Origin of the sequence: Cupriavidus necator, assembly GCF_013141915.1 — a bacterium.
GTDB lineage: Bacteria > Pseudomonadota > Gammaproteobacteria > Burkholderiales > Burkholderiaceae > Cupriavidus > Cupriavidus necator_B.
In genome coordinates, this window is record NZ_SROX01000006.1 from 304,868 (window position 1) to 327,963 (window position 23,096).

20 protein-coding genes are annotated in these 23,096 nt (G+C 57.2%); 7 read left to right on the forward strand and 13 right to left on the reverse strand.

Going from position 1 to position 23,096, the window contains the following annotated elements:
- Positions 1 to 324: 324 nt before the first annotated feature.
- From E5S69_RS32950 to E5S69_RS14495, 3 genes are all read right to left on the reverse strand, one after another.
- Positions 325 to 1,884, reverse strand: coding sequence for a TnsD family Tn7-like transposition protein (locus E5S69_RS32950; protein ID WP_423766631.1), 1,560 nt, complete (start codon positions 1,882 to 1,884; stop codon positions 325 to 327).
- Between the two features lie 23 nt (positions 1,885 to 1,907).
- On the reverse strand, positions 1,908 to 3,248 hold the full coding sequence (locus tag E5S69_RS14490; RefSeq protein ID WP_171515338.1) for a hypothetical protein: 1,341 nt from the start codon (positions 3,246 to 3,248) through the stop codon (positions 1,908 to 1,910).
- 159 nt (positions 3,249 to 3,407) lie between these two features.
- Entirely contained in the window at positions 3,408 to 3,980 is a 573-nt protein-coding gene (locus tag E5S69_RS14495; protein ID WP_171515339.1) for a hypothetical protein, read from the reverse strand.
- A 1,293-nt stretch (positions 3,981 to 5,273) separates the two neighbouring features.
- On the opposite strand from E5S69_RS14495, the gene E5S69_RS14500 reads away from it, so the two are divergent.
- Complete coding sequence (locus E5S69_RS14500; protein WP_171515340.1) at positions 5,274 to 5,798, forward strand: DUF6471 domain-containing protein; 525 nt, start codon at positions 5,274 to 5,276, stop codon at positions 5,796 to 5,798.
- Positions 5,799 to 5,967: 169 nt separating this feature from the next.
- Here the strand turns inward: E5S69_RS14500 and E5S69_RS14505 are convergent, their stop codons facing one another.
- From E5S69_RS14505 to E5S69_RS14540, 8 genes are all read right to left on the reverse strand, one after another.
- Complete coding sequence (locus tag E5S69_RS14505) at positions 5,968 to 6,420, reverse strand: hypothetical protein (RefSeq protein WP_171515341.1); 453 nt, start codon at positions 6,418 to 6,420, stop codon at positions 5,968 to 5,970.
- A 600-nt stretch (positions 6,421 to 7,020) separates the two neighbouring features.
- Positions 7,021 to 7,332 (reverse strand): H-NS family nucleoid-associated regulatory protein, encoded by a 312-nt coding sequence (locus E5S69_RS14510; RefSeq protein ID WP_171515342.1) that lies wholly within the window; start codon positions 7,330 to 7,332, stop codon positions 7,021 to 7,023.
- A gap of 221 nt (positions 7,333 to 7,553) precedes the next feature.
- Complete coding sequence (locus tag E5S69_RS32955) at positions 7,554 to 7,913, reverse strand: YHYH domain-containing protein (RefSeq protein WP_423766632.1); 360 nt, start codon at positions 7,911 to 7,913, stop codon at positions 7,554 to 7,556.
- A gap of 150 nt (positions 7,914 to 8,063) precedes the next feature.
- Entirely contained in the window at positions 8,064 to 10,559 is a 2,496-nt protein-coding gene (locus E5S69_RS14520; RefSeq protein WP_171515343.1) for a DEAD/DEAH box helicase, read from the reverse strand.
- A gap of 34 nt (positions 10,560 to 10,593) precedes the next feature.
- Entirely contained in the window at positions 10,594 to 12,609 is a 2,016-nt protein-coding gene (locus E5S69_RS14525) for a DUF3732 domain-containing protein (protein WP_171515344.1), read from the reverse strand.
- Position 12,610: 1 nt separating this feature from the next.
- Positions 12,611 to 13,084, reverse strand: a complete 474-nt coding sequence (locus E5S69_RS14530) for a three component ABC system middle component (RefSeq protein WP_171515345.1) — start codon at positions 13,082 to 13,084, stop codon at positions 12,611 to 12,613.
- Positions 13,074 to 14,270: an ABC-three component system protein gene (locus E5S69_RS14535; RefSeq protein ID WP_171515346.1), complete on the reverse strand. Its 1,197-nt coding sequence runs from the start codon at positions 14,268 to 14,270 to the stop codon at positions 13,074 to 13,076. The genes E5S69_RS14530 and E5S69_RS14535 overlap by 11 nt, the downstream gene beginning before the upstream one ends.
- A gap of 359 nt (positions 14,271 to 14,629) precedes the next feature.
- Positions 14,630 to 15,532 carry a LysR family transcriptional regulator gene (locus E5S69_RS14540; RefSeq protein ID WP_171515347.1) on the reverse strand — a complete coding sequence of 301 codons (903 nt, stop codon included), beginning with the start codon at positions 15,530 to 15,532 and terminating at the stop codon, positions 14,630 to 14,632.
- Positions 15,533 to 15,777: 245 nt separating this feature from the next.
- Between E5S69_RS14540 and E5S69_RS14545 the strand changes: the two genes are divergently transcribed.
- From E5S69_RS14545 to E5S69_RS14565, 5 genes are all read left to right on the forward strand, one after another.
- Positions 15,778 to 16,920 (forward strand): alpha-hydroxy acid oxidase, encoded by a 1,143-nt coding sequence (locus tag E5S69_RS14545; protein ID WP_423766636.1) that lies wholly within the window; start codon positions 15,778 to 15,780, stop codon positions 16,918 to 16,920.
- Between the two features lie 58 nt (positions 16,921 to 16,978).
- Positions 16,979 to 17,656, forward strand: a complete 678-nt coding sequence (locus E5S69_RS14550) for an RraA family protein (protein WP_171515349.1) — start codon at positions 16,979 to 16,981, stop codon at positions 17,654 to 17,656.
- Entirely contained in the window at positions 17,653 to 18,711 is a 1,059-nt protein-coding gene (locus tag E5S69_RS14555; RefSeq protein ID WP_336510595.1) for a hydroxyacid dehydrogenase, read from the forward strand. Before E5S69_RS14550 ends, E5S69_RS14555 begins: the two co-directional genes overlap by 4 nt.
- 67 nt (positions 18,712 to 18,778) lie before the next feature.
- Positions 18,779 to 19,786, forward strand: coding sequence for a tripartite tricarboxylate transporter substrate binding protein (locus E5S69_RS14560; protein WP_423766633.1), 1,008 nt, complete (start codon positions 18,779 to 18,781; stop codon positions 19,784 to 19,786).
- Positions 19,771 to 20,751: a Bug family tripartite tricarboxylate transporter substrate binding protein gene (locus E5S69_RS14565; RefSeq protein WP_171515350.1), complete on the forward strand. Its 981-nt coding sequence runs from the start codon at positions 19,771 to 19,773 to the stop codon at positions 20,749 to 20,751. Before E5S69_RS14560 ends, E5S69_RS14565 begins: the two co-directional genes overlap by 16 nt.
- A gap of 527 nt (positions 20,752 to 21,278) precedes the next feature.
- Here the strand turns inward: E5S69_RS14565 and E5S69_RS32630 are convergent.
- Both E5S69_RS32630 and E5S69_RS32635 read right to left on the reverse strand, forming a co-directional pair.
- The gene (locus E5S69_RS32630) at positions 21,279 to 21,593 is read right to left on the reverse strand and encodes a Bug family tripartite tricarboxylate transporter substrate binding protein (RefSeq protein ID WP_272871720.1); all 315 of its coding nucleotides are present in this window, start codon (positions 21,591 to 21,593) and stop codon (positions 21,279 to 21,281) included.
- 41 nt (positions 21,594 to 21,634) lie between these two features.
- Positions 21,635 to 22,189 (reverse strand): tripartite tricarboxylate transporter substrate-binding protein, encoded by a 555-nt coding sequence (locus tag E5S69_RS32635; protein WP_171515351.1) that lies wholly within the window; start codon positions 22,187 to 22,189, stop codon positions 21,635 to 21,637.
- On the opposite strand from E5S69_RS32635, the gene E5S69_RS14580 reads away from it, so the two are divergent.
- Positions 22,178 to 22,603, forward strand: a complete 426-nt coding sequence (locus E5S69_RS14580) for an amidohydrolase family protein (RefSeq protein ID WP_171515352.1) — start codon at positions 22,178 to 22,180, stop codon at positions 22,601 to 22,603. The two genes, E5S69_RS32635 and E5S69_RS14580, sit on opposite strands and share 12 nt — an antisense overlap.
- Positions 22,604 to 23,096: the final 493 nt, after the last annotated feature.

Consider the following 23,096-nt stretch of genomic DNA (forward strand, 5'->3'; position numbering starts at 1 on the left):
GTTAAACTTCACCGCGCCCTCATCCATCAGCGAGTAGTCCACCAGCGTTTGGCCGTTATCGGAGTCGAGGAACGCATGATATAGCGGAGTGAGCGTCTGTCTTCGCATTAAAGTTACTCCACCCCGCTCTTCGCCTAAGAGCTCAGCAAGCTGTGCAAGCCCTTTCGGCAAAATCCACGAAAGTCGTGCTCGGTAGTGTGCAATCTGAGTGCTAATGATGCTTCGCTGATTTTCCGAATTCAAATGCGGCAACAATCTCAGTAGGTAATATGCGACCGGCTCTCCCTTTTGTATGGCCGGAATGAATGGAGCATCCAAAAGTTTTTATCCTTTAGTAGTTCGTCTAATGCATGCTTTCTTCAAGACTCGCCATCGAGCAGGGTGTTGTTGATGTTCTTTCAGCGAATCAGCAGCCCACCTGAGCCTTCGCCGCACAAAGGTCAGCCTTGAATCGACAAGTCGCTCGATGGCGACTTCCTCCTTGGCGACGTCAAGCTGGTAGATGCTGATTCCCATTGCCTCTGCGAGGTGCGAGTATGAACGGCGTTTCGGACGGCCCGATTGGCCATCCAATGCTCCAGCGGCCGCGGAAGCTGACAATCGGAGCGCCGGAAGGAGTCCTTGAGGAACTTCACGCCTGGTGACCTTACGGCTTGAGCTCCTTCGGTCCGGCGAATGAGCCTCAAGCCACGCCCTATCGTTGCGGTACAGCCAAGACCATACGGCAGGCGTTTGCTGGCGAATCTGCGTTCTGCCCGAGCCGGCGAAGTCCACACATGCAGCGGACCAAGCCTTTCGATATCCGAGGCGCTGGGCCCTCCTGTCACGTGCGGTGGTGTTCTGCTTGGGCTTCTTTAGTCTGGGAATCCCGAACCTCTCAGCTTGAGAACGCACCGTGTTTACAGCAACGCAGTTCTCGCGAGCGATGCGGGTCAGAGTCTTTCCCGCCCCAATCTCGCGACGCAGAAACGATTCCGTCAACAAGACGTGCCGAGTCCTCAGCACAGAAACGTTTTGAGTGCCGCAATGCAGGTTCACTAGCCAGTCGAGGAGGACGTAGTACACAGGATGAAGCGCACGGCCTGGCCTATGTAATGCAGTAACCGCGGATTGAGCAGCACGACCCGATTGGACAAGGTCATCAAGCCGCGAATCGGGAAATCCGCCTTCGCCCAGCATTTTCATTCCGTCAACAATGGCACTTGTGTGATAGCTCCCGCTCTTGTGCCGTAGCCCGATGTTCTCCAACCTTTTCACCAAGGCCTCTCGTAGCTCTCCCGGCTGATTGCTGTCATTGAAAAGAGCTGCACATCTTCGAGAGAACTCGATGCCGTTCGTCATGCGCAAATTGCTGGGCGTCGCCTTCATCGCGGCGTCGTAGGTCGACGGGCAGGTAGAGATGAAAAGGGGAACGCCGTGAATCGGGCAGTGTGTGACAAAGGGCGGGAGATGGACGCAAAGGACGGCAACAGCTCCGTAGTCCCGTACTGCTTCGATGTCGCAATGGACGCAGTGCGGTTCCGGAAATCCCGATGGCGCCAAGAACAGCGGCAGATGGCACGGACGAGTGGGCCCACTCCTCGAACTCAGCAATTTCGCTACCAGCAGCTGACATTCGCCCTTCCGCAAGACGGCGGCGTAATAGCGCAGCAACGAATACTTGTGGAGAACTTCTAACGGGCTTCCGTACACATAATCGAACGCAGAACAGAATGCGGCAACGCACCTTGGCAGTGCTCGCAAATCACCTTGTAAGTGGCAGCGGATGGCTCGCATCAACGCACCGTCCGTGGGGAGGCCGGAGACCCTTCCAATTCGCGCAGTGAGGCTTGGCAATACCTCTCCCGGTATTGCCTTAGGAAGCATATAAAATCCGTTGACCATTTTTGCACCATAACCTTTGCCTATCAAATTCCGTGTGCGCGCTGCTCAGGAAGTATCCAGTCCGAGAGACGCATTGTCTCTTCCCTCGAGCAACGTTCCTTTCCCAGCAATATCGACAGATTGGCGCGAAGCCCCTCCCATTTTGTTCGATACTGTTTTGACGCTCTTATGAAATCATTTTTCTCAATAATTGTCTGATTTCTGGCCTTTATTTTCATGATTTTCCAAAGCTCCTCCAAAATGACAAATAGCAGCATTGGCAGCCCTACCGCCTCCACGATTAATGCCGTCGCGAACCAGTCTCCCTGGCTTCTTTGCGCATCTGCGCCATCCTTCATTCCGCTTTTAAGCAGCAACGGAACTTGGTCCTGAAATGAACGGATAGACGAGCTCTCGATATCGGCGACCGTAAGACGAAATCTCCTTAGAAAGGCATTGACGAGATTCCCCCAGTCTGAGCCCAGCGCAATGTATTCAAATCTGTGAATTCCTCCACTCGCCAGTTTTAGAGTGCTTGCGATTGTTCCGTCTAACAAAGCCCAAATGGCACAGGTTGCCGAGCATACGACTGGAACGCCGGTGACCACGGAGAACTCCTCAAGTAGCTTCAAGCAATCCATGGCCGAACGAGCGCTCAGCTTTTGAGCGTCTATTCCATAAACATATAATAGACCGAGCCCGACTCGTCCAGCATGCGCGAAAAGTTGCGGTGTAAGTAGACCAGTACGAGATGTGGGTTTTTGAATTCCATCCCAAATAACCCCTTTAACCTCGGAGTCGATGCCATGTAGCATGGAATATATGAGGTGCTCAGGCTTACCAGAGCTCGGAAACGGAATCTCCAAGTATTTGAGTTGCTTAGTGAATGCAATAGCGTCCGATAGATTTCTATGCGGAACGACCTCCATTCCCAGGTAATCGCGAATCCGCTGTCTAAATGCTCCTTTCCCAATACCAAGTGGCCCCGAGACGATGATGCACTGCCCGGGAACCATTGCGACAGGGAATGCCTCGACCGAACGGGAACGAAGGGCTATATTTTGACGGTTGATGTGCTCCGCAAATCGCGTTTCGGCGGGGTTGCGGTTCTCATAAGACTTTCTAACTGCTTCGATAATTGCTTCAGCGGCAGACAAATGACACGGTCGAGGCGAGAAGAATTCATCACGATTCTTAGTCGTTCGGACATCTTCCAGATTTTTTCCAAGCCGGCCATTGAGGTACAACGATGCGTACTGCCCTTCTTTGTCAGTAGGGAACGGCTTAACCTGAGCAAGAAAGGGATTGAAGTTTTTCGCAGGCGTAGGTACGGAGCCCTGGATACGGGTTACGCTGCTGGGCGTCCGTCGTGGCACTTCCGACATGAGGGTAATTGGGTAATTGGCCAAAAACACCCGGCTAGACGAGGCCGGGTGGTATCGCAGGGGATGACCATTGCCTCACCCCCTTCAGATGCAGATTGCGCACATGGCATAGTGAGCGCATGTGGCGCTCACCGTGGCCTTGCTTCGTGATAACGTTAGTCAGCGCTGCGAGTTAGCGCGACCGAGTCGCTTCCGCTTCCACTTGCCCGAGAAACGCGCGGTTCTGCTGGTGGTGGTGGGGCCTACGTTGCGAATCAGTATGGAGGCCACCAGCTCCTGGGCAAATTTACGCCGCAGCGCCTGCACGTCTGCTACTGACAGCCGGCCCGCACGTTGCCGCGTCTCGCGAACTATGCGCCGAATGGCCTCAGCCTCGTGCCCATCCGAAAAGAACTTTTCAACAAGGTGCTTGAGACGTCCGAGACGGCAAGAATTCTGTTGTTCCGCGCCTTGCTCGCTTGCCTCAAACGAATGCTGCCCCGGTTGCTTGGGGAAGGACGCCTTTCGCGACTCAATATAGCGCTGTAGTTTCCGACGGCTCTGGCGCTTCGATTCTGTGGTGCCGCGCCCGATAGACAGAGCAGTCCCCACGCTCACACCGTCGACATCCCGGGCCTCTGGCTGGCCCATAGATGAAAAAAATACGGGCCGACAAGATGTCTGTGTAATGGGTGTGCTGTGGTCACACACGTTTGTCACCAATTCGGTGAGATTGGGCTTCTTGGTTCTCATGGCGTTCCCTTCTGCAACATTAGGACGAGTCGAGCCCTCCCTGCCAACAGAAGGGACTTGACACACATGCGTGGCCACGAGACACTGCTAATTGGAGTTAGTGTGTCTATGACCACGCTCAAGACGGACGAATGGGGGCAACCAGTCGTTCGTCTTTTCTTTTTGCGGAGCGTGTTTCCGCTTCCAGAATCGCGCGATGCGCGACCTCATCATTTCTTCATATCGGTCCCTGTCATGTCATATGGCCGGCCGCTTGTCGCCTGGCTCGCCCTAAGCTAGAATTCGTTCAGCAATACAATCTGTATCGTTCTGATAGCAACCTGTATCGTTTTAGAATCCGAGCGGGAAATTTTTCGCGAGGATGCGCAATTCGATACGCTGGCCATCAAATCGACAAGCTGTCGTTTTTAAACAACCGGCAATTCTAGCCGCCCTTTCTTTGCGCCGCAAGACGCGAAGGATTTTGTCACGTCTATAGGTTTCGCTCCTCTTCCAGGCCTTCTCAGGCCGATTGACTCAAACTGCGTAAAGCCTCCCCACCCAGCTGCGTCTTGTTTTCCCCACCGCTATCATCGAGTGTTTGCCCGCGTAGCCGTCAGATTGCACGCTACCTCTGTCTCCGCTAGATACAGGAGGTCGAACAGGGCCTTTGACACGCCTGGTGCTGCCAAGCCGCGTCCGTCTTCGACGATGAGGGTTCGTCCAGAGAGCTCAGGTACGCTTTGCGCCCAATCTGAATCCAGGACGATAGGAAACGCAGGTGCGCGACGCTTGAGGTCCGCACGCAGCCACTGCCTTCGTCTGTAGCCCTGGCTCCGACAGAACCTCACCAGCCGATTTCCACCACACGTTGACCCCGCGAATCTAGCTCGAATCACCGTTGGCATGGCGTGGGTTACCGTCTGATAACCGAAGAGCCGGACACTCTGGCTGTGCAAAACAAGGGATGTCTCCGGGAATGCGAGGAGCAAGCGCTCAAGAGCCCTCGTGGCTTCAACCGATACTGAAGCGAGCCACCGCGGAAAATCTTGGTGCCCCCAGCAGGCAACTGGTGGGCCCAAGATGCCATCCGGATTTATATAGAGAGTCGCAGACATGGGGACTCCCGCACGGACCATGGCATGCCCTGACGCCCTGATTCGCTATCACAACGAACAGGCGTTAAAATGAGTTGCCACCGGTTTAGGGTCTACACGACGACTCCTGCTGTGGTTCTGCTTTTTGAGTCGTACTTAAATTGCCTGTAGGTAAGCCTGACAGGCACGGCGCCGCTGCGCACTCGGGGACGCTACTTTGAGCCACATCGACACAGCCTGGAGCAAGCTCGCGTCGCGCACTGCTCGCGGCTTACTCGCGCGCAAAGGCGGGACGTACGATGACGTCGCGCTCGCCCTGCGCGGGCTTGGCATCGAGGAGACGACCAAAGCGGTCGAACAAAAAATTCAGAGGGGGACACTCAAATGCAGCCTTTTCCTCCAGCTCATTTACGTGCTTCGCGCCGACGTGCCAGCAGACCTTCACCGCATTCTAGATAGCAGTAGTGGGTGGGACGACGCCTGCCGCCGACTAGCTCAGCTCTTGCTAATCGCCGATTCGTCTATTTCCTCCAAACTGCTGTCGCACCAGCTCGAGGAATGCGGCACGCGTCTAAGCCCCGCACAAATCGATTCCCAATTGCAGTCGGGTGTGTACGCATTCAGCTTGCTTCTCCAACTAGCCTATCTCTACCCCTTTCCGCCGCTCGAGAGATTCGTCGACCGCTCTGACCTCGAACAAGCTGCAAAGGAAGCTCGTCCGGCGACGTCACAGGCTTCGTGATACGTCAAGTCGCGCAGTAGTGAGGGGAAACACTCACTAGGAGATTAGTTCAGTTGAAGCAAAACGCAAGAAGTCAGTCGGTGGTGCCACGTCGCCACATTTCTGACAGTAGCCGCCCTGTGGCCTATCGTGGGTTTGTCGCATAGTAGCGAGCACAGAACATCGAGTATCAACGCCTCTCGTTGAGCTGATGAGGGAGTGGCCCACAACTGTCATGCTCGCCAATGTGCTTCGACTCAAGGTACGAGAGACTTTCCTCCGGGGAGTTGTTGCACAGAAAGGTCAGCACAATCCTGTCCCCGGCATTCACTGCCGCAAAGAGCGCGCGGTGAACCTTGCGGTAGCCCTCGGGGTTCTCAGGGGAATATGGTTTGCCTTGTTGGAGCCCTCTGACCCTTGACTCGTACTTGGCAATGCGTTTGCGAACCGTCCTTTTTGGATGGACATAGACCAAGCCGATATAATTACTGACGGGACCATCATCCGCATGAAAAATCTGCCATCGGTAGACCAGCGGCTTGCTCAGGTCGACGCCATTGTTCACAATTGCATAGGGCAATGCGCCAGTGGCTCTGGTTCGTCTGCGGGCTCCATTGATGGAAGCTGAATGGTCTTCGGCCATTCGTGCAACCCCAGGAGCCGCTGTAAGGGATGCGGGCCCGGCAGCATGCTTTTTATCGAGTATGCGAGACCGCTGTTCATCGATGATGCGAAGCAACTCGGCCAATGTCCCGCTAAATCTAGACTTGGCATCCGGCTCCCCTGCTCTTTTGCTCGCTGCCCGAACCAACTCGAACACCCCAGGCGTCCCCGTCCGAGAAAGCCGGATTACGCGAGTATCAGTACCCCTTATCCGGTACGCGTATCCGTCCTTCCTTGGCTTTTCGCAGTGGAGGTCGGGCCGCGCATGGAGAATTTCTAGGTGCAGCTCATCGAGCGTCATGAGAATTCACGCGTTACAGTAATTTGGCGTTCAACCCCAGGCACATAGCTGGCGCCTTGAGGCCGTAGTCGCTTTTTCGAGGTCGGGTGTTGCTTGCCTTACAGTGCTTTTCCCATTTGCCCACGAAAGGCAGCTGGTTAGCACGCTGCCCCCTCTCGGGACAGGTGAGCTCGGCCACTGCTTTGTCTGGGTCTCTAGCTGCTACGCAGGAGCAGGCAAGAAAAACCCCTGTCCAGGACAGGGGTGTCGGCTCATTGAGAGGCTAAAGCTTGTTTGGGTTTACGCCTCTTCGGCAATCAGGAATTTGTTCGGATTCCTGCCGAGCCAAGCCGGCTTGCGGCCGCGGCCTGACCAAGTCTTACCAGTCTTTGGGTCAAGATACTTCGGTGGCAGTTCCGACTTGGGCTTGCCTGCACCGCTGCCGGCAGGGCGGCCGCGTCGGCGCTTGGTGATGTCTTCGACGGTCAGGTCATACTCCGCCATCAGAGTCTGAATCTGCTCGATTACACCAGCAATCTCATTGGCACGCACCTCTTCCAGGTGGGCTTCGAGCGCCTGCTTCTGTGCCATCAATTCCTTGTAAGTGGCCATACGATTCTTCCTTTCTAGTCGAGGACTAATAGAGGGAAGTTTATAGCCAATTTAGGTTTAGGCGCACAATTATTCGCACCTTACCGTGAGATGTACGCGGTTCAATTCAAAGACTTCCGGTGAAATCCCTCCGGATTCCGGCCCTAGCGCCCTCCGAACGCATGTTGCCACCCGACCTCCTATATATCTGTCTCATGTACGGGCGGCGGTCCCACCTGGCGCTAACAACCACCGTAGTTCTTTCGACCGCTTGCGGTGATGGTGTATGTGCCACCACGAGGACCCGTGAAGCATGTCGGGCCAGATGATGCGCTGGGCGTCCTCACGAACGAACTCGCCGACTTAGCAGCCTCGTAGTTCGAACCAGGATTCGGACGGGGCGCGTTTTTTCCACCTCCGCGATGACAATGGTATTCACCAGTCTTGTGGTTGGTGTGACACCCTTCCGCGTCCAGGCCACCGCCGTGCGCGGCGGCCGCTCCTGCCACTAATGTGCAGCCGAGGCCAAACATAAAACGGCACAAAGTTTTGCTCCCGTTCTTGTACCAGCGTGGTGGCAATAAAGCTCGCCGCTTGCACATGGCCTCCTCCTCCCTTTAACAAGGCCTGCATGGCTCTTGGGGGTTGAGCCGGCGCAAGAAATTTTCCAGCATCAATGACGACATAACGATACTGCACGAGAAGGAGACGCGACTCCGCGATAACCCTCGCGGAGTCGAATGGAAAGAAGACTAGAGGCTTGTCAGGCCAACAGTGAAGTTGCCAACAAACGTATCCGGCAACAAACCGAACGACTGAAGCTCATGATGGATACTATCTGGATTTACAAAGATTTCCCCCTGTTGGGCGACCTTAAGCACGAACTGCTGGAACGCATTGGCAACAGCAGCACAGCCGTCCGCAGTCAGCACCCTAGTTCCTTCTGGGTACATGGCGCCCCTGTCAACGACGTTAACCTTGGCCGCAACGATTGGTTTGAGCCGATTAGCGAACGCTTGATAGTTCTGGCTAACCCACTGCAGGCTGTTGTGCATTTGTCCAGCGTCTTCGCGATGCAACGAAGACTTGTTGCCGTTCTTCGCCTCGATGACCATGGCCATATCGCCCCAAAGCCATAAATTGTCGGGCCCGACGCGATAGTCTTCGTCCGGACGGGACGATACCGCTCCGAGAGCTTCGCCGAGCATCTTAAGTGCCGCTTCCAGTTGCTTCGGCTTCCGCTCGTAGTCGACCTTTGAGGCGATTTGCTTTGCCTCAGCCACAGCAGCATTCAGATTGTCAAACTGCTTTAGCCACGCGACCACTCGTTGTGCTGCCGGCTTTGTCTCTTGAGTCAGCGCCTTGGGAATGAACGCAGGCGGAGATGCTACAGCGAGGTTCTTAGTCTTAGCGACCACCTGGATTGCCATGGCTTCGTTCGGGTCCAGAGTAAAGACAATACGCGAGAGCCTCTCCTTATGAGCACCCAGTTCCTCGTCCTCAAGATTGGCCGAATTCAGTGCTCGCTCGTAGCGGTTCTTTCCTTCGTAGCCTTGATTCTGGGATGCCAGTAGATACGCCTCCCTTTCGGCACTGGCCAATTCAACTGCCTGATGATTTGGCTCCCGCGCTGTTCGGCTTCCTTTTCGGATTTTCTCATTATAGAACTCTTTCCAGCCTTCGTCCCGACTCAAGCATTGCTCAATGAGCGCTCGAATGGCGGCCCTGGAAGACCCACCTGACGTACGGAGATGGGCCGCGAGATTCTGGGAAAGCTCAATCTGATTGCGGGTGTCGTCCGTCATGTCACGCACAACATCATGCTTTCCGACGAAGCTTGTCAAATCTTCTCCCGCAAGGATGACGACAGCGTAATCCTTATGCGACCTGACCGCGCGCCCCATGCCCTGCTCTATTCGATAGACGGTTCTGTTACGGGCTCCGCCGGCAGTGCCGAATATCTGCTCGTCCCTCGTGTCAGTCAGATTCTGTCCAAAAGGTCTGCCATCAATTACCAACACACGGCACGAGTCATCCGGCAAATCCACGCCGTCATACCTCTGCGCAAAGACGGCGAACCTAACGCCCGATGCTGGATTCTGCAGTGCTCGAACACCTTCAGCAAAATCATCCCTGTAGTACGTCGCGCCTGCCGCAACCCAGTCGATGGCCAATTTCTCGCTGGACGTAAGCACTACGACATTCGTCGTTCGCGCCAAATCGGCCGCGAGCTCCATGACGTAGCCACGTTCGAGTTCGGGGTCGACAAGAGAAGGGGCGACAACCATGCGTTCGCCCAAACCGCGGTCCGACGGCGGGCAAATCGGGCTCACCGCGGCTTTAGGCGAGACGCCCAAATCTCGCACAAGCACAGAGTCGTCGGCAAGCGTTGCAGACATGAAAAGCCGGTGCTTCGCCCGGTAATATGCGCGCACTAGCTCCACAGGTGGGACGTTCGCTGAAACTTCCGCATACCGGTTTCCGACGATACAGCGGCAGAGTGGAAGCCGGTCACGCAAATGGGGCCATACGAAGCGAAATTCTGCTGTATCGGCGAAAACGTTCAGCGTCTGCAGGGCCTCTGTCGTCAGGCCGGCCCATATCCAGTGGGGCACCTCGAGAATTGTTGGCACCTCACCTTGAAGGTCCAACCACGTAGCGAGATTGAACTGCTTGCATCCTGGCTCAAGTAGTGCCTTTAGTTTTTCGAAGGCATCTCCCTCGACACGAAGCGTCATCGAGCTACGAACCTCTTCAATCCCAGAATGAGCGTCATCCAGAACAAGCGCATTTGGGACGATATTGACGTCAGCGCGAGCGAATGTGCTCTTGGCATTGAACATCTTGTCATAGGTACAGACTAGAATCGCATCACCTCGCGTACATTCGTTACGAGGGTGTGGCTCGCCAGCTCGATATGGGAAAGCCGCGATTCCTAGGCGTTGAGCTTCCGCCAGGACTTGGTCTACGAGTTGTACAGTTGGACACAGGAAGACCGATACTCCCTTCGACATGCGCATATGAGCGTAGAGAAATAGTAACCCTACTGTGGTCTTTCCGGCTCCAGTACTAATCTTCAAAACGACGTCTTGCTCATCGTACCGATTAGTCAACTCACGCATGGCCTCCAACTGTGCCGGCCGTGGCTCCGTGTGCGTTCCCCTCACATCAAGAGCCTCGAAGAATTTGACCAAATCGTACGTCTGTTGCCCTGGTCCAGCTGCGAGGAGTTTTTTGAAATCAATCATTTTCTGTTGCCTTGAATTCCGAGCGTAGGTAGCGTTAGCCTTCCACACCCGTTGAACTGTTTGGTGCTACAGCCTCAATCCAATCTTCTGGAACCAGCTTCTTTCCGTTGCGCCATTCCTCCACTAGGTGGACGCCTTTCAGGCCTTCCCAAATTTCACGGCCGGCATGGTCCACCACTATTATCTGGAAGTCGCCACCTTTGAAGGAACTAGTTGCTTTCCCAAACACATCAAAGAATCGACGTACGGCATCGGTATCCTCGTCTGCAATCTTTGGGTCCTCATCGACCTTCGTCCTGCTTGCAAGCTTTCGCGGGAAGTAGACTTGGCTGGGCTGGTCATACACCATCAAGCCAGGAACCGGGGAGCGCTTTTGTCCGAGGAAGAGCGCGTGGAGCGCTAGGGTTGCGGCGACATGGTAGGTCAGCCAGTTAGCGCCGCTCCCCAATTGCCATAGATAGTCATTGCGCCCCTCATCCCCTCCAACACGTACTGTCAGTTCCTTAGTGTCCAACTGAAGCCAAGCATCAGGGTCCTCCGCATCGAGCTTCGATGCCAGCTTCTCCATTGATTTCGAGAGTCTCTTGAGCGCTTTTTCAAGTAGCGACTCAAAGTCCTCTCGACCTATTTCAGCGAGGAGTTCTCGGATGCGTGCTTCGATATCTTGGATAGCTTTAGCCGCCCCTGAGTTTACGCGCGCGTTATACAAAACAAGCGCTTGCTCGATGGCACCCAGAAAGCGCGCAGCCGCGTTGGTCTGCAGCCTCTGCTGTTTGGCTCGCGCGCTTCGTTGCTCAATCCCTTTCCGGCGCACGCTGACTGCACTGAGCTTGTCGGTCAGCTCGCGCAAAGACTTGTTTAACGTGTTCCAGTCCCGGTCGAAGACCACCGGCGCCTGTAACGCCCGGCGAGTGTCCGACTCGACAACTGCAAGGGCATCGCACATGGCGTCTACAGCTTCAGTATGCGAGTTCATTGTCTGAGCGCACACTGGACAAGTACCTTGGTCAGAGTCGTGGGCTTGGTTTCGCAACCAACGAGAAAGAGACAGCCTTTCCTTTCTCTTGTCCAAGGACAGCTTGTATTGGTCAACTGAGCTTCTCAGTTCAGCAAGGCGATTGAGCCTATGCCGGACATCGCTGAGTTCTCCGTTAAGCTTAGTTTCCTCCACTTGAAGGGCGGCATACTCTAATGCCGACTCCTCCATCGCATCGGCGGATACCGGCCGTTCTGGAATTCCTTGACGGGCCAATGAATTTAGTAATGCAAGAAGCTCTGCCTCCCCTTTCTTTTCAAGGGCATTCTTCTCCACGAGACCGAGTTCATATGCTTCGCCCACCCAGTTGCCGATACTGGCAGTCCACGTCTTGGAGGCTTGCTCGTATGCCTCCGCCTCTCGACGCTTCACGCGTAGCTCTCGTCGTAGGCGGTCGACCTCCCACTGCTTTTCGAGGCTATCTGGCGTGATAGCGCCCAAGACATAAGGGAAAATTGCGCGAAGTTTCTCCCTATGTTCCGTGGTATCTGCGCGATAGAACAAGACATCTGGGTTGGCAACAACGTTCTGCGGCTGGAAGCAAAAAGCCATCAAGTCGCGGAAGCTTGGACGACCGCCATATCCGCTACCTTGGTTGTCTACGTCTGTGCCGAGTTTCGTGAGTTGGGCTAGCCGGTCAAGCGTTGCTTTCACTTGTTTGAAGTTCGTGTTCGCCTCCTCAATGCGATGAGGAACGCTGACCTCGTCGGCTTCTATTACGAACATCTCTTGCGCACTCGGCTGCTTGCCCGGCTCTGGACGCGCCAGCAGCTTTTGTCCCTCATCGGTTTCGACCAGAATGCCAAACCACGCGACGGCCTGACGAATCACCCCAACCGGGATTGAACAGCGGTCCGAAGCCAGGCAATAGTCGATGATAGGAATGATTGACGACTTACCAGTCTTCGACGCCCCCGTGATGATATTCGTTTTCTTGGGTGCGAAAGGCAGACGTCGTGGCGCGAAGCCGCCTCTTCGTGGCCACAGAATGATTTCAATGACTTGCAGCTTCAACTCAAAGCTCCAGGTGAAATATGAAGCAGAACTCGCGCAGAGATACCCCACCAGCCCAATTTCCAAGCTTTTCTGCCGCCAGAAGTAGGACCTCAGCCGCGTCATCTAGAATTGGTGGCGTTGAACTGCGAGGGCGCAAGGTCGCATGGCGGGAGTCTAGAAACAGCAGCCCCGCACGGATTGCGAGCGCCATCGACTCTTGTGACAGTTCGCGCATTGCCAGCACGTTGTCTTGAACTGAAGCTAGCAGCCCGGCATTGGCACTCAGCTTCTCCTCCACTTTGCGGAGCCCGATTTTGGTGGAAGAGACTGTGTCTAGAATGTTCCTGTTGAAGAGTAGTGGAACGACAAGGTAGGCGTATGAAAGAGGCATATCACCCCTTCCGCTGCCCTTTGTGTAACCACAGGTGAACCGCCAAATCAGAGCTGCGCCAAGTCCTGGATTTTGAACCTGCTCGACTTCATCAAGCAGCATGGCTTGTCTCCGTCCCATCCACGCCGAGAAGTTTCTTCCACTCTGGATGCCATCCTATCCGTGGCTCGTTGGCAATCGAATGGAAGCTACCTCTTACGAAGTATCGCGGTAGTGGCAGCGCTTGCAGTTCGACCTCCTCTCGCAGACATCGGAACAGAACTTCGACACCGCGTTTGATAGCGGTCTTTGCGGACGAGCCATACTCGACTTCTTGGCGATTGATATTCCAGCGTTCGACCAGCTCGTTCTCGTACTTGCTGAAGCTTTGCTTGTTCAAGTAGCCTGCAGCGCTCAATTCGGTCCTCTGCGCGGAAGCGCGAAGCTGGTCGCTGATATGGCTTCCGATATCGTCGGGGTTCAGCTTGAGCAAGGCGAGTTGTCGAACATAGGTGCGGCCGGTGAACTCGGCCGCAATTTGCTCTTGCGTAACAACAACTTCATACTCCGGGAAAGCCTTCAGATTTCCGGTCACACGCCTCGTTACTGTCAACCGCCTCTTTCGGAACTCTCGGTAGGCGATTCGCGCTGGTATGCCGCCTTTGATGCAGGTCATGAGTTGTTTGTTGACCCAGCCCAGGAGGCTCTCCGTGATTTCGTCCACATGCTCATCGGCTTCACTACGCGCAATTTCGCCAAGCACCTCGTCTATCGGAGATGAGGGAGATTTCTCTAAGGTGAAAGCCGTGACGATGTGCGCGATAGCGCTATCGCTGTGGTCAAAGAGTCTATTTACTTGGGTTCTTAACGTCGCGCCGATGCCATCAGAACCCGCCGCATCGACCGAGCACATCTGCTCCCGTAGTCTTCGAACGAGCAACTGTGCATCTGGATAGCTTGTGCAGTCGCTCAGTTGCTGAGCGATGTCGCCATCGTATGGTTGCGCAACATATAAGATATATGAGCACGACGCCGGGAGAGACCCGTCTCGCCGGGCATCGGCCCAATTCGCGAAAGTTTTCCACAAGGACGGAGAACTGTCCGCAATAGGGTTGTGTGCCAGTCCACTCTTATCTTCTTCTGCGACGCTTTTTTTGTCTCGCTCAACCGTAATGTCCCCCAATACTTCAAAAGCTACTACGTCGTCGCCTTGCGCTCTGAGCAAGTGCCATAGCACACGTACCACTTGGACGAGATAACCATACGCCTGCCCAGGCGCGGTCGCCTTCTTCTTTTTTCCTTTGGCCATGCTGGTTGCGGTTTCGCTGATGCCACATGCGGCTGTCGTTTAATACGACGCACCACCCCGAGTCCGATACCCCACTGTCGGAGGGGAAATGTAGTTATTAGCAATCATGGCCAAACTTTGACAATTGCGACAGTTCAGAAGGAGCATCTGCGTTGATGCGGTGCGACTGTCAGGGTTCGACCTCGGCGGTATCCAAGCATTGAAGTCAGATGGCTTCGGAAGAGTCCCCCGACACAAGAGAACCTAGAGTTCGTGTTCGAAGTGATGAAGAAAGCCGTCTATTCAGAATAACGCCTGGGCTAGCCGATGTGAAACATGGTCCCCCGCGCAATGGGTCCAATAAGGCGAATCGCGTTGCCCTAGACGAAGCAGCGCGGCGCCTGGAAGTCGATGACGCCGCGGATAATCTCTCGCATCGCCAGAATCAGTGGCCGCGTGTCGTCGCGGCGCCATTGCACAGCGTAGTGGAGCGGTTCCAACGCGTCGCTGTCCGGCAGGATGCGCAGTGCACCGCGTTCGACGAGTGCATCAGCCCATAGCCTGGGCACAAAGCCGAAACCGAGCCCTTCAACAACCATGCCGACAACAGCTCCCCAGCTGTTGCACATCAGACGCCGGCCGACCATCAGCCCCCGGAGCGCCAGCCATTGGTCAAGCACTCGCGTTCCACCGGCACCGACAGGGAGTGTCAGCAACGTCTGCTCGGTCATGAGCAACCGCGGGTCGTCGGTGCCCGCCAGCTCGAGGAACGACTGGCTCGCCACCCACGCGAAATCTACCTGGCCAATTCTCTCGGCCGCCAAACTGCTGCGCGTGGACGGTCCGGCAAGGACGCCGATGTCCAGCTCCCCATCATGCAAGCGCTGCTCCAGGACCTGACCGATATCGACATGAGGCTCCAGCAGCAGGCCGGGATGGCGTGACGACACTTCGCGTACTAGCTTCGGCAGCCAGGTCAGCCCACTGAGTTCTCCCAGTCCGATACGGCATCGTCCAATCAGACCATGACGTTGCCCGGCCGATTGCCGCAGTTCCGCAGCGGCATGCAGCATCGCGTGAATCTGGGGCAGCATCTGCTCGCCCTGAGCCGTCAGCTCGGCGCTCCTCCCACTGCGGTCAAACAACGCAACGCCGAGCGATGCTTCCAGTTCGGCAATCCGTTTGGACAGCGACGACACGGACAGGTGGACGCGCTCCGCCGCCACTGTGAAGTTGACGCAGGTTGCCGCCCAATAGAATGCCTCGAGTTGCTTGAGAGTCATGTCGCGCCCAATCGGTCAATGACCGATGTTTTCCAAAAAGCGAAATTATATCTTCGTTATTTTTCGCTTTTGTCGGCGCGTGCGGGTTGCTAGATTTGCTCCACCCTCTGGCCATTACTCCTATGTCAGCCGCTCCTATCGACGACACCGCCCAGACCGCTGCACTTCAATCCGGTGATAGGAAGACGGCGAAAGCGCCCGTTACGGCACAAGACGAAAGGCAGGCGTCTTGGCTCAAACAGCGCGTGCTGTCGCTGAAGGACTTCGAGCCGCTGGCGCGCAAACGGCTGCCAAAGTCGCTCTATGCCTATGTGAGCGGTGCAGTGGAGGACAACATCACCCTGGCGCAGAACCGACAGTCGTTTGAAGACCTGGCACTGCGACCCCGGGTGCTGGTTGGCGTCTCGTCGCGCGACCTGAGCTTCAGCCTGTTCGGCCGCCAGTACGCTGCGCCATTTGGCTTGGCACCGATGGGCATTTCCGCCCTGTTCGCATACCGCGGAGATGTCGTGATGGCACAGGCAGCCAGCCAGGCGTCCGTACCGGCCATCATGAGCGGCTCGTCCCTTATTCGCCTTGAAGAAGTCATGGAGGCGGCCCCCGGCACCTGGTTCCAGGCCTACCTTCCGGGAAACATGAGCCAAATCGAGGGGCTGCTGGCGCGCGTCGAAGCGGCCAAGGTCGAGACGCTCGTCATCACCGTGGACACGCCGGTTGCCGGCAACCGCGAGAACAACGTGCGCGCTGGATTTTCCACACCCTTGCGGCCAAGTGTCGCCCTTGCCTGGCAAGGCATCACACATCCCCGCTGGCTGCTTGGCACCTTCACTCGGACCCTGGTACGCCACGGCGTGCCGCACTTCGAGAACGCCTACGCCCACCGTGGCACCCCCATCATCTCGCGAGATGTGGAGCGCGATTTCTCAGACCGCGCGCACTTCACTTGGGGCCACTTGGCCACCATCCGTCGCCGGTGGAAGGGACAGCTCGTCGTCAAGGGCATCCTTACTGCGGAGGACGCGCGCCTGGCGCATCAACATGGCGTCGACGGCATCGTCGTCTCTAACCACGGTGGCCGTCAGCTGGATGGCGTCATTGCAGCAATGCGGGCCTTGCCCGAGGTCGTTGAGGCGGTCCCGCAACTGCCCGTGATGCTCGACAGCGGCGTACGCCGCGGCACAGACGTCATCAAGGCGCTGGCCTTGGGTGCCCGCTGCGTCTTCATCGGCCGGCCGTTCGCCTACGCAGCAGCCGTGGGCTCCCGCCAAGGCGTCGCACACGGCATCAACCTGATGCAAGCCGAAATTTCTCGAGACCTGGCCATGCTGGGCATCACCCGCGCAACAGATGTGGATGCGCAGTGTATTTACCACCCAGCTCCGCATTGAGTACCAACCTTCACCGCATCCCAACAGAACCCTCACGGTCGATACAGGAGACAAAACAATGACCTCACCGCACGGCTTTCGCATTCATCCGCGTCCCGCGCACCTCGTCAGCACGTCGCTGATGGAGCGGTATCGCAAGTTCCCGGTCGCCAATGTCAGCGATGCCATGAGCCGCACGACCGGAACCAGTCAGCTGCGGGCATTCCATCGTCGAGAGGGCAACCTGGTCGGACGGGCACTGACTGTACGCACGCGTCCCGGTGACAATCTCATGGTTCACAAGGCCATCGACCTCTCCGGGCCCGGTGATGTCATCGTGGTCGACGCCGGCGGCATCGGACCCAATGCCATCATCGGAGAAATCATGCTGGCACTCGCCATTGCGCGCGGCGCCGCCGGCTTCGTCATCGACGGCCTGATTCGCGACAGCGACACGATTGGCAAGGAGTCCCTGCCTGTCTACGCCCGGGGTGTTTCGCACCGTGGCCCATACAAGGATGGCCCGGGAGAACTGCACGTGCCGGTCTCCATCGACGGCATGGTGGTTCGGCCCGGCGACCTGATTATTGGCGATGGTGATGGCCTGCTGGTCGTTCCCGCCGAGGAAGCTGAAGCGATTGCGGTCCGCGTGGAAGACGTGCAGCGCATGGAAGCCGGCGTTCTGGAATCGATTGCACAAGGTCGTGCGGACCGTACCTGGGTGGACCGCTCGCTGACCGACAAGGGGGTACTGTGAGCCTGGCCCTTCCCGCGAAGCGCCAGGTCGTCCGATTCGACTACTGGCTGGACTCCGCTTTCAACCGCATTGTGGGCGAAGCATCGGATGTCGCCTTACACACATGCCAGCGCGAAGGTGCAGACGAGGAAGCATGGGCGCGCCTCTCCGAAGCCCACGTGTATCAGATTACGGCAGCCAAGGACGAACTGCCCCGACGCTGGTTCGTGACGGCAGAGTTGCTCGCGCGTTGCCCGAATCTTCTCGCCGTATCATCGAGCGGCTCCGGTTGCGACACGATTGATATCGATGCCTGCACGGCCGCGAGCGTGGCCGTGATGAACCAGGCCGGCGGGAACGCCGATTCCGTGGCGGAAATGGCGGTCGGACTGATGCTCTCTGTGATGCGACGCATTCCTGAGTCAGACCGCCGCATGAAGAAACATACCACCGGAAGCCGCGAAGACCTGATGGGCCACGAACTCCGTGGACGCACTCTGGGCGTGGTAGGCGTAGGGCATGCCGGCAGCCGAGCTGCTGCGCTGGGGTGCGCCTTCGGTATGCGCGTGATGGGCTATGACCCGTATCTCAATAGCGCAGAGATGGCAAAGCGCGGCGCCGAACACGTCTCGTTCGACGAATTGCTGCGCACGTCCGATATCGTATCGCTGCACTGCCCGCGCGATGCCAGCACGCTTGGGATGATGAACGCCGCGGCCTTCTCGGCCATGCGTCCTGGCAGCATCTTCGTCAGCACTGCACGAGGCGGTATCCACGATGAGGCAGCCCTGTACGAGGCGTTGACGAGCGGACACCTTGCTGGGGCCGGCCTGGACGTCTGGGACCAGGAGCCGCCGCCGCCAGGCCATCCGCTTCTGACGCTCGACAACGTCGTCGCGACGTTCCATACAGCTGGCGTGACGCATGACGCCCGTCGCAGGAACGCAACGCTCGCCGCAACACAAATCCTGGAATTCCTCTCTACGGGAAAGAAGCCCGAACGCCTGGTGAACCCCGAGGTCTGGCCCAGAATGCGCCAACGGATGGAGGCAACCTTGCGCGTAGCCACGATTTGAAAACGCACGCACGTAGTCATCACAACAATACGCCGGCAACATAAGGGGTCGGTGAGGAGACAAAACCATGCACAGCAATCCCGACTTCCGTCGTCGGCGTATATCCCTTTGCCTTGCCGCATGTTCGCTCGTCGGTATGGTTGGCGCTCTGGCACCAGCCTCAGCCCAGGCGCAAGCCGCGGCTTGGCCGAATCGACCCATCGAGATGATTGTAGCGTACGCACCGGGCGGCGGCACCGACCTGGTTGCCCGGCTGCTCGCACGCCATCTGGAAAAGGAACTGGGCACCACCATCGTCGTGCAGAACAAGCCCGGTGCCGGGGGCGCCATTGGTTTCGCCGAGCTGGCACGCGCCACGCCGGACGGCTACACCATCGGCTTCATCAACACACCGAACCTGCTGACGATTCCGATTGAACGCAAGACGACGTTCACCTGGAGGAGCTACGACCTCATCGGCAACCTGGTGGACGACCCGGGTGCATTCACCGTCAACCAATCCAGCAGCATCGATTCCCTGGCTACGCTCGTGAAGTACGCCAAGGCAAACCCGGGCGCCGTCACCGTCGGCACCACGGGTGTTGGCTCGGACGACCATCTTGCGATGCTGCTGTTCGAGAAGGCAGCAGGCGTAAAGATGACCCACGTGGGCTACAAGGGCGCGGGCGAAGTCCGTGGCGCGCTGGCTGGTCAACAGATTACGATTGGCGCCATCAACGTCGGCGAAGCCCTGGCCTACCAGAAGGGCGGCACGCCGCTTAAGTTCCTGGGACAGATGGGCCTGTCGCGCGCGGTACTGGCGCCCAACGTCTCGACGTTCCGCGAGCAGGGCTACAACATCGAGCTCGCATCCTTGCGGGGCCTAGCCGCGCCCAAGGGCCTACCGGAGCCAATCAAGAAGAAGCTTGTCGATGCGATGGCCAAGGTGGCTGCGGACCCGCAGTTTAAGCAGCAAGCTGACGCCATGTTTGCGCCGCTGCGCTACCTGGCCCCACCCGCCTACGCCGCCGAACTCGAACGCGCCGAAGCAGGCTTCCGCCAACTGTGGAAGGAGATGCCATGGCAAGAAAAGTGAGCCGGCTTCTCCGTATTGCGACCGGCACCGCAGCGCTGGTATGCTCGACGCTGCTGTCGGCGCAGACGGCGTTGCCACCGGGTGCAATCACCATGGTTGTCGGCTGGCCTGCTGGAGGCCCTTCCGACTCCGTTGCGCGTCTGGTATCTGCGCAGATGTCCAAGACGCTGGGCCAGTCCATCGTTATCGACAACCGCGCAGGGGCAGGCGGCAATATCGGCTCGGACATCGCCGCCCGCGCCAAGCCCGACGGCAGCACCATCATGCTGGCCACCGCGACTTCGCACGGGCTGAACTCTGCTCTCTACAGCCGGCTCAACTACGACCCGATAAAGGACTTTGCGCCAATTGGCCTCATTACCACCTCGCCGGGCGTGATGCTCGTCCCCCAGGATTCGCCCTACCGTTCGGTAGCCGAGCTGGTTGCCAAGGCACGTGCTCAGCCTGGTCAGCTGAACTACGGTTCCGGAGGCGTCGGTTCGAGCCAGCATCTCGCAGGCGCAGTGTTCAGGAAGCTCGCGAACGTGGATGTGGCACACATTCCGTTTAAAGGAACTGCTCCCGCCATGACCGACCTCATGGCCGGCCGGGTCGACTTCATCATCACAACGGGTGCCCTGCCCTTTATCCGGTCCGGGAAGGTTCGTGCACTTGCTATCGCCGCGCATCAGCGTCTGCCTGCGTTGCCAGACGTGCCGACGTTCGAGGAGGCCGGCGTGAAAGGGTTTTATACCGATTCCTGGTATGGACTCGTGGCGCCCGCAAACACGCCGCGCCCGGCACTTGAGAAGTTGAACACTGCGCTGAACCAGGCGTTGCGAGACCCCGAGCTGCAAAAGCAGTTCTCGGAACAAGGTTCACTGCTGGTCAAGCCGATGGGGGTGGATGAGTACTGGACGTTCGTGAAGAAGCAGATGCCTACAGCTGCCGAACAAGTCCGCATCTCCGGAGCGAAGGCGGACTAAAGACGTCGCAGGCTTTGCGTTGGGCACTGCATGACCCTGCGGTCGGGCAGCCAGGCCGGAGAGCTGTCACTCAGGTGCACGAGATTTGTAGCCGCATCTGCGACAGGTGAGCACAACATGAGCCCCGCCTACTAGGACCAATCTTCGTGCGGCTCACCTAGCAACTTGTCGCAATCAAAGAGGCGGTCGCCTTTCATATGGACCCGCCAGCATATCGCCCTCAGCTCGCTCTCCGGCACTCCATCTAGCCGAAAACTGCAGTAGAGGTGTCGCTGGCGGTATGTCATCTTCGCACGCGACAAACCGGCTTCAAGAGCCAGCAAGGAGTGGACTAGAACATTGTCTACGCCTCGAGATATCACCCCGGACATCTCGCTCCAACCCTAGCCGCCCCAGTTCTGCAGTGTCACGCCACGCGCTCTCATAGTCCAACTCGAGCTCGATGTTGCGCCTAGCCTGGAGAATGCGAGTCGCTTCAGACCTGGAGCGAGCAGTTACACGTGGCATGCAAGTTTCTCGGTACTAACCTACTCGACCTTTGCGCCGGATTCTTTGATAACACGGGCCCAGCGGACAGACTCACTCTTCATATACTGCGTGTACTGCTGAGGCGTTCCACCAAGGATTTCTGAGCCTTGGTCTTGAAGCTTTTTACGAACGGCTTTGTCCTGCAGCGTTCGCTCGGTAGCTTCGCGCAGTCGAGAAACGACTGCATCTGGCGTCCCCTTCGGAACGAGAATGCCTTGCCAAGCACCCATCACGAGCGAATCCAACCCGGTTGCTTCCTTGATAGTCGGCACATCGCCGAGGATTGGCGTGCGCTTATTGCTTGTAATCGCCAAAGGCTTCAGCTTGCCGGCCTTGATGTGCGGAGTGGCTTCATTTAGCGGAAGAACATGAACTGCGTGGCCCCAGAAATCAGGTCCGTAATTGCGGGAGCACTCCCCTTGTAAGCAACGTGCGTAACCTGAATGCCCATTTCCTTTGCGAACAATGCGCCCCCCAGATGAAGCAAAGCACCGGAGCCCGACGACGCATAGTTCAACTTACCTGGATTCGCCTTGGCGTACGACACGAGGTCCTTCACGTTACTGACGGGGAGGTTCGGTGTTGTCACCAGGACCAGCGGGATGTTTGCCGTCAGGCTAATCGGCACGAAATCGGTGAACGCGTCGAACTGCACGTTCGGATACAGCGACGGCGCGAGCACGATTGCCGAGGTGCTGTAGAAGATTGTGTAGCCATCAGGCGTGGCGCGTTTCGCTTCAGTGGCGGCAATATTGCCACCAGCACCGGGCTTATTGTCCGGAACAATGGACCCAGACAGTTGCGAGGCCAAGCCTTGCGCCACGATGCGTGCGTTGATATCGGCAGAACCGCCTGGAGGGAACCCTTGGCGGCGCGGATTAGACGCCTGGGTTGGCACTTGCAGGTTCACATGCTTCCGGAATTGTTCCTCAACGAGGTCGATTTGCTATTGACCTTGGACATTGACGTGGTCGTTGACCACTTTGCTCGCGTTTACAGCGATACGGTACTAGCACCTCTGGTATCCAGAGCCGTTCACAGATTGCTAGCCAGTGGGCGCGCATGGCTCAAGCTGTCTGGCGCATACATGGCCGTACCAAATGGCAACCATGACTTGGGGCGGCTAGGCGATTTTGTGTCGTCCGTCAAAGAAAAATTCTCTTCCCAGTTGGTATGGGGAACGGACTGGCCACATGCGACTGAGCCCGAGAAGCCCAACGACGCGACCTTGACAAATCTCTTGGCCACCTGGTTCCACGAAAAGACTGTCCGCGACCAGATTCTTGTGAGCAATCCAAACCGACTCTATGACTTTAGCGAATAGAGTCGGCAGAAGGCGTCCCCTTGAGCGAGGAACCAGTCCAACTCCGAAGCCCGCCGTCAAGCTTGAATCAGGTGCGACGTCAATTCAAAGATGGGGCCGTATCTTAGACGGCTGGCCTGTACGTCCTGGGCGCCAAGCCATCTCTCCCACGCGTTACGCCGGCTGGGATGTTCTCGGACTTCTCCTTCCCGTAGGCGCTGGACCAGGGAGCTACCATTGCTCTCGACTCGAGCGCTCCTCAGATAACAGAAGGTCCCCACGTGCGTGGGGTTCCTTTCTTGGGTGGCCAAACGATATGTCGCGACATGATGTGCTTTGCGCCAGCGGCCATTACCCGACGGACCGGACGGCTTGAATTAGCGCTGCTCGCTAAGGTTCGCGAACGAGATGAGGTTGCAGAGGGGAGGCATGGCGCTTCAGGCCGAAAGAGGTAACGAAGCGCTCGCGGAGCCCCAAAAAAGAACCCGCGTCGCCAGGGTGGTTACGCGGGTGG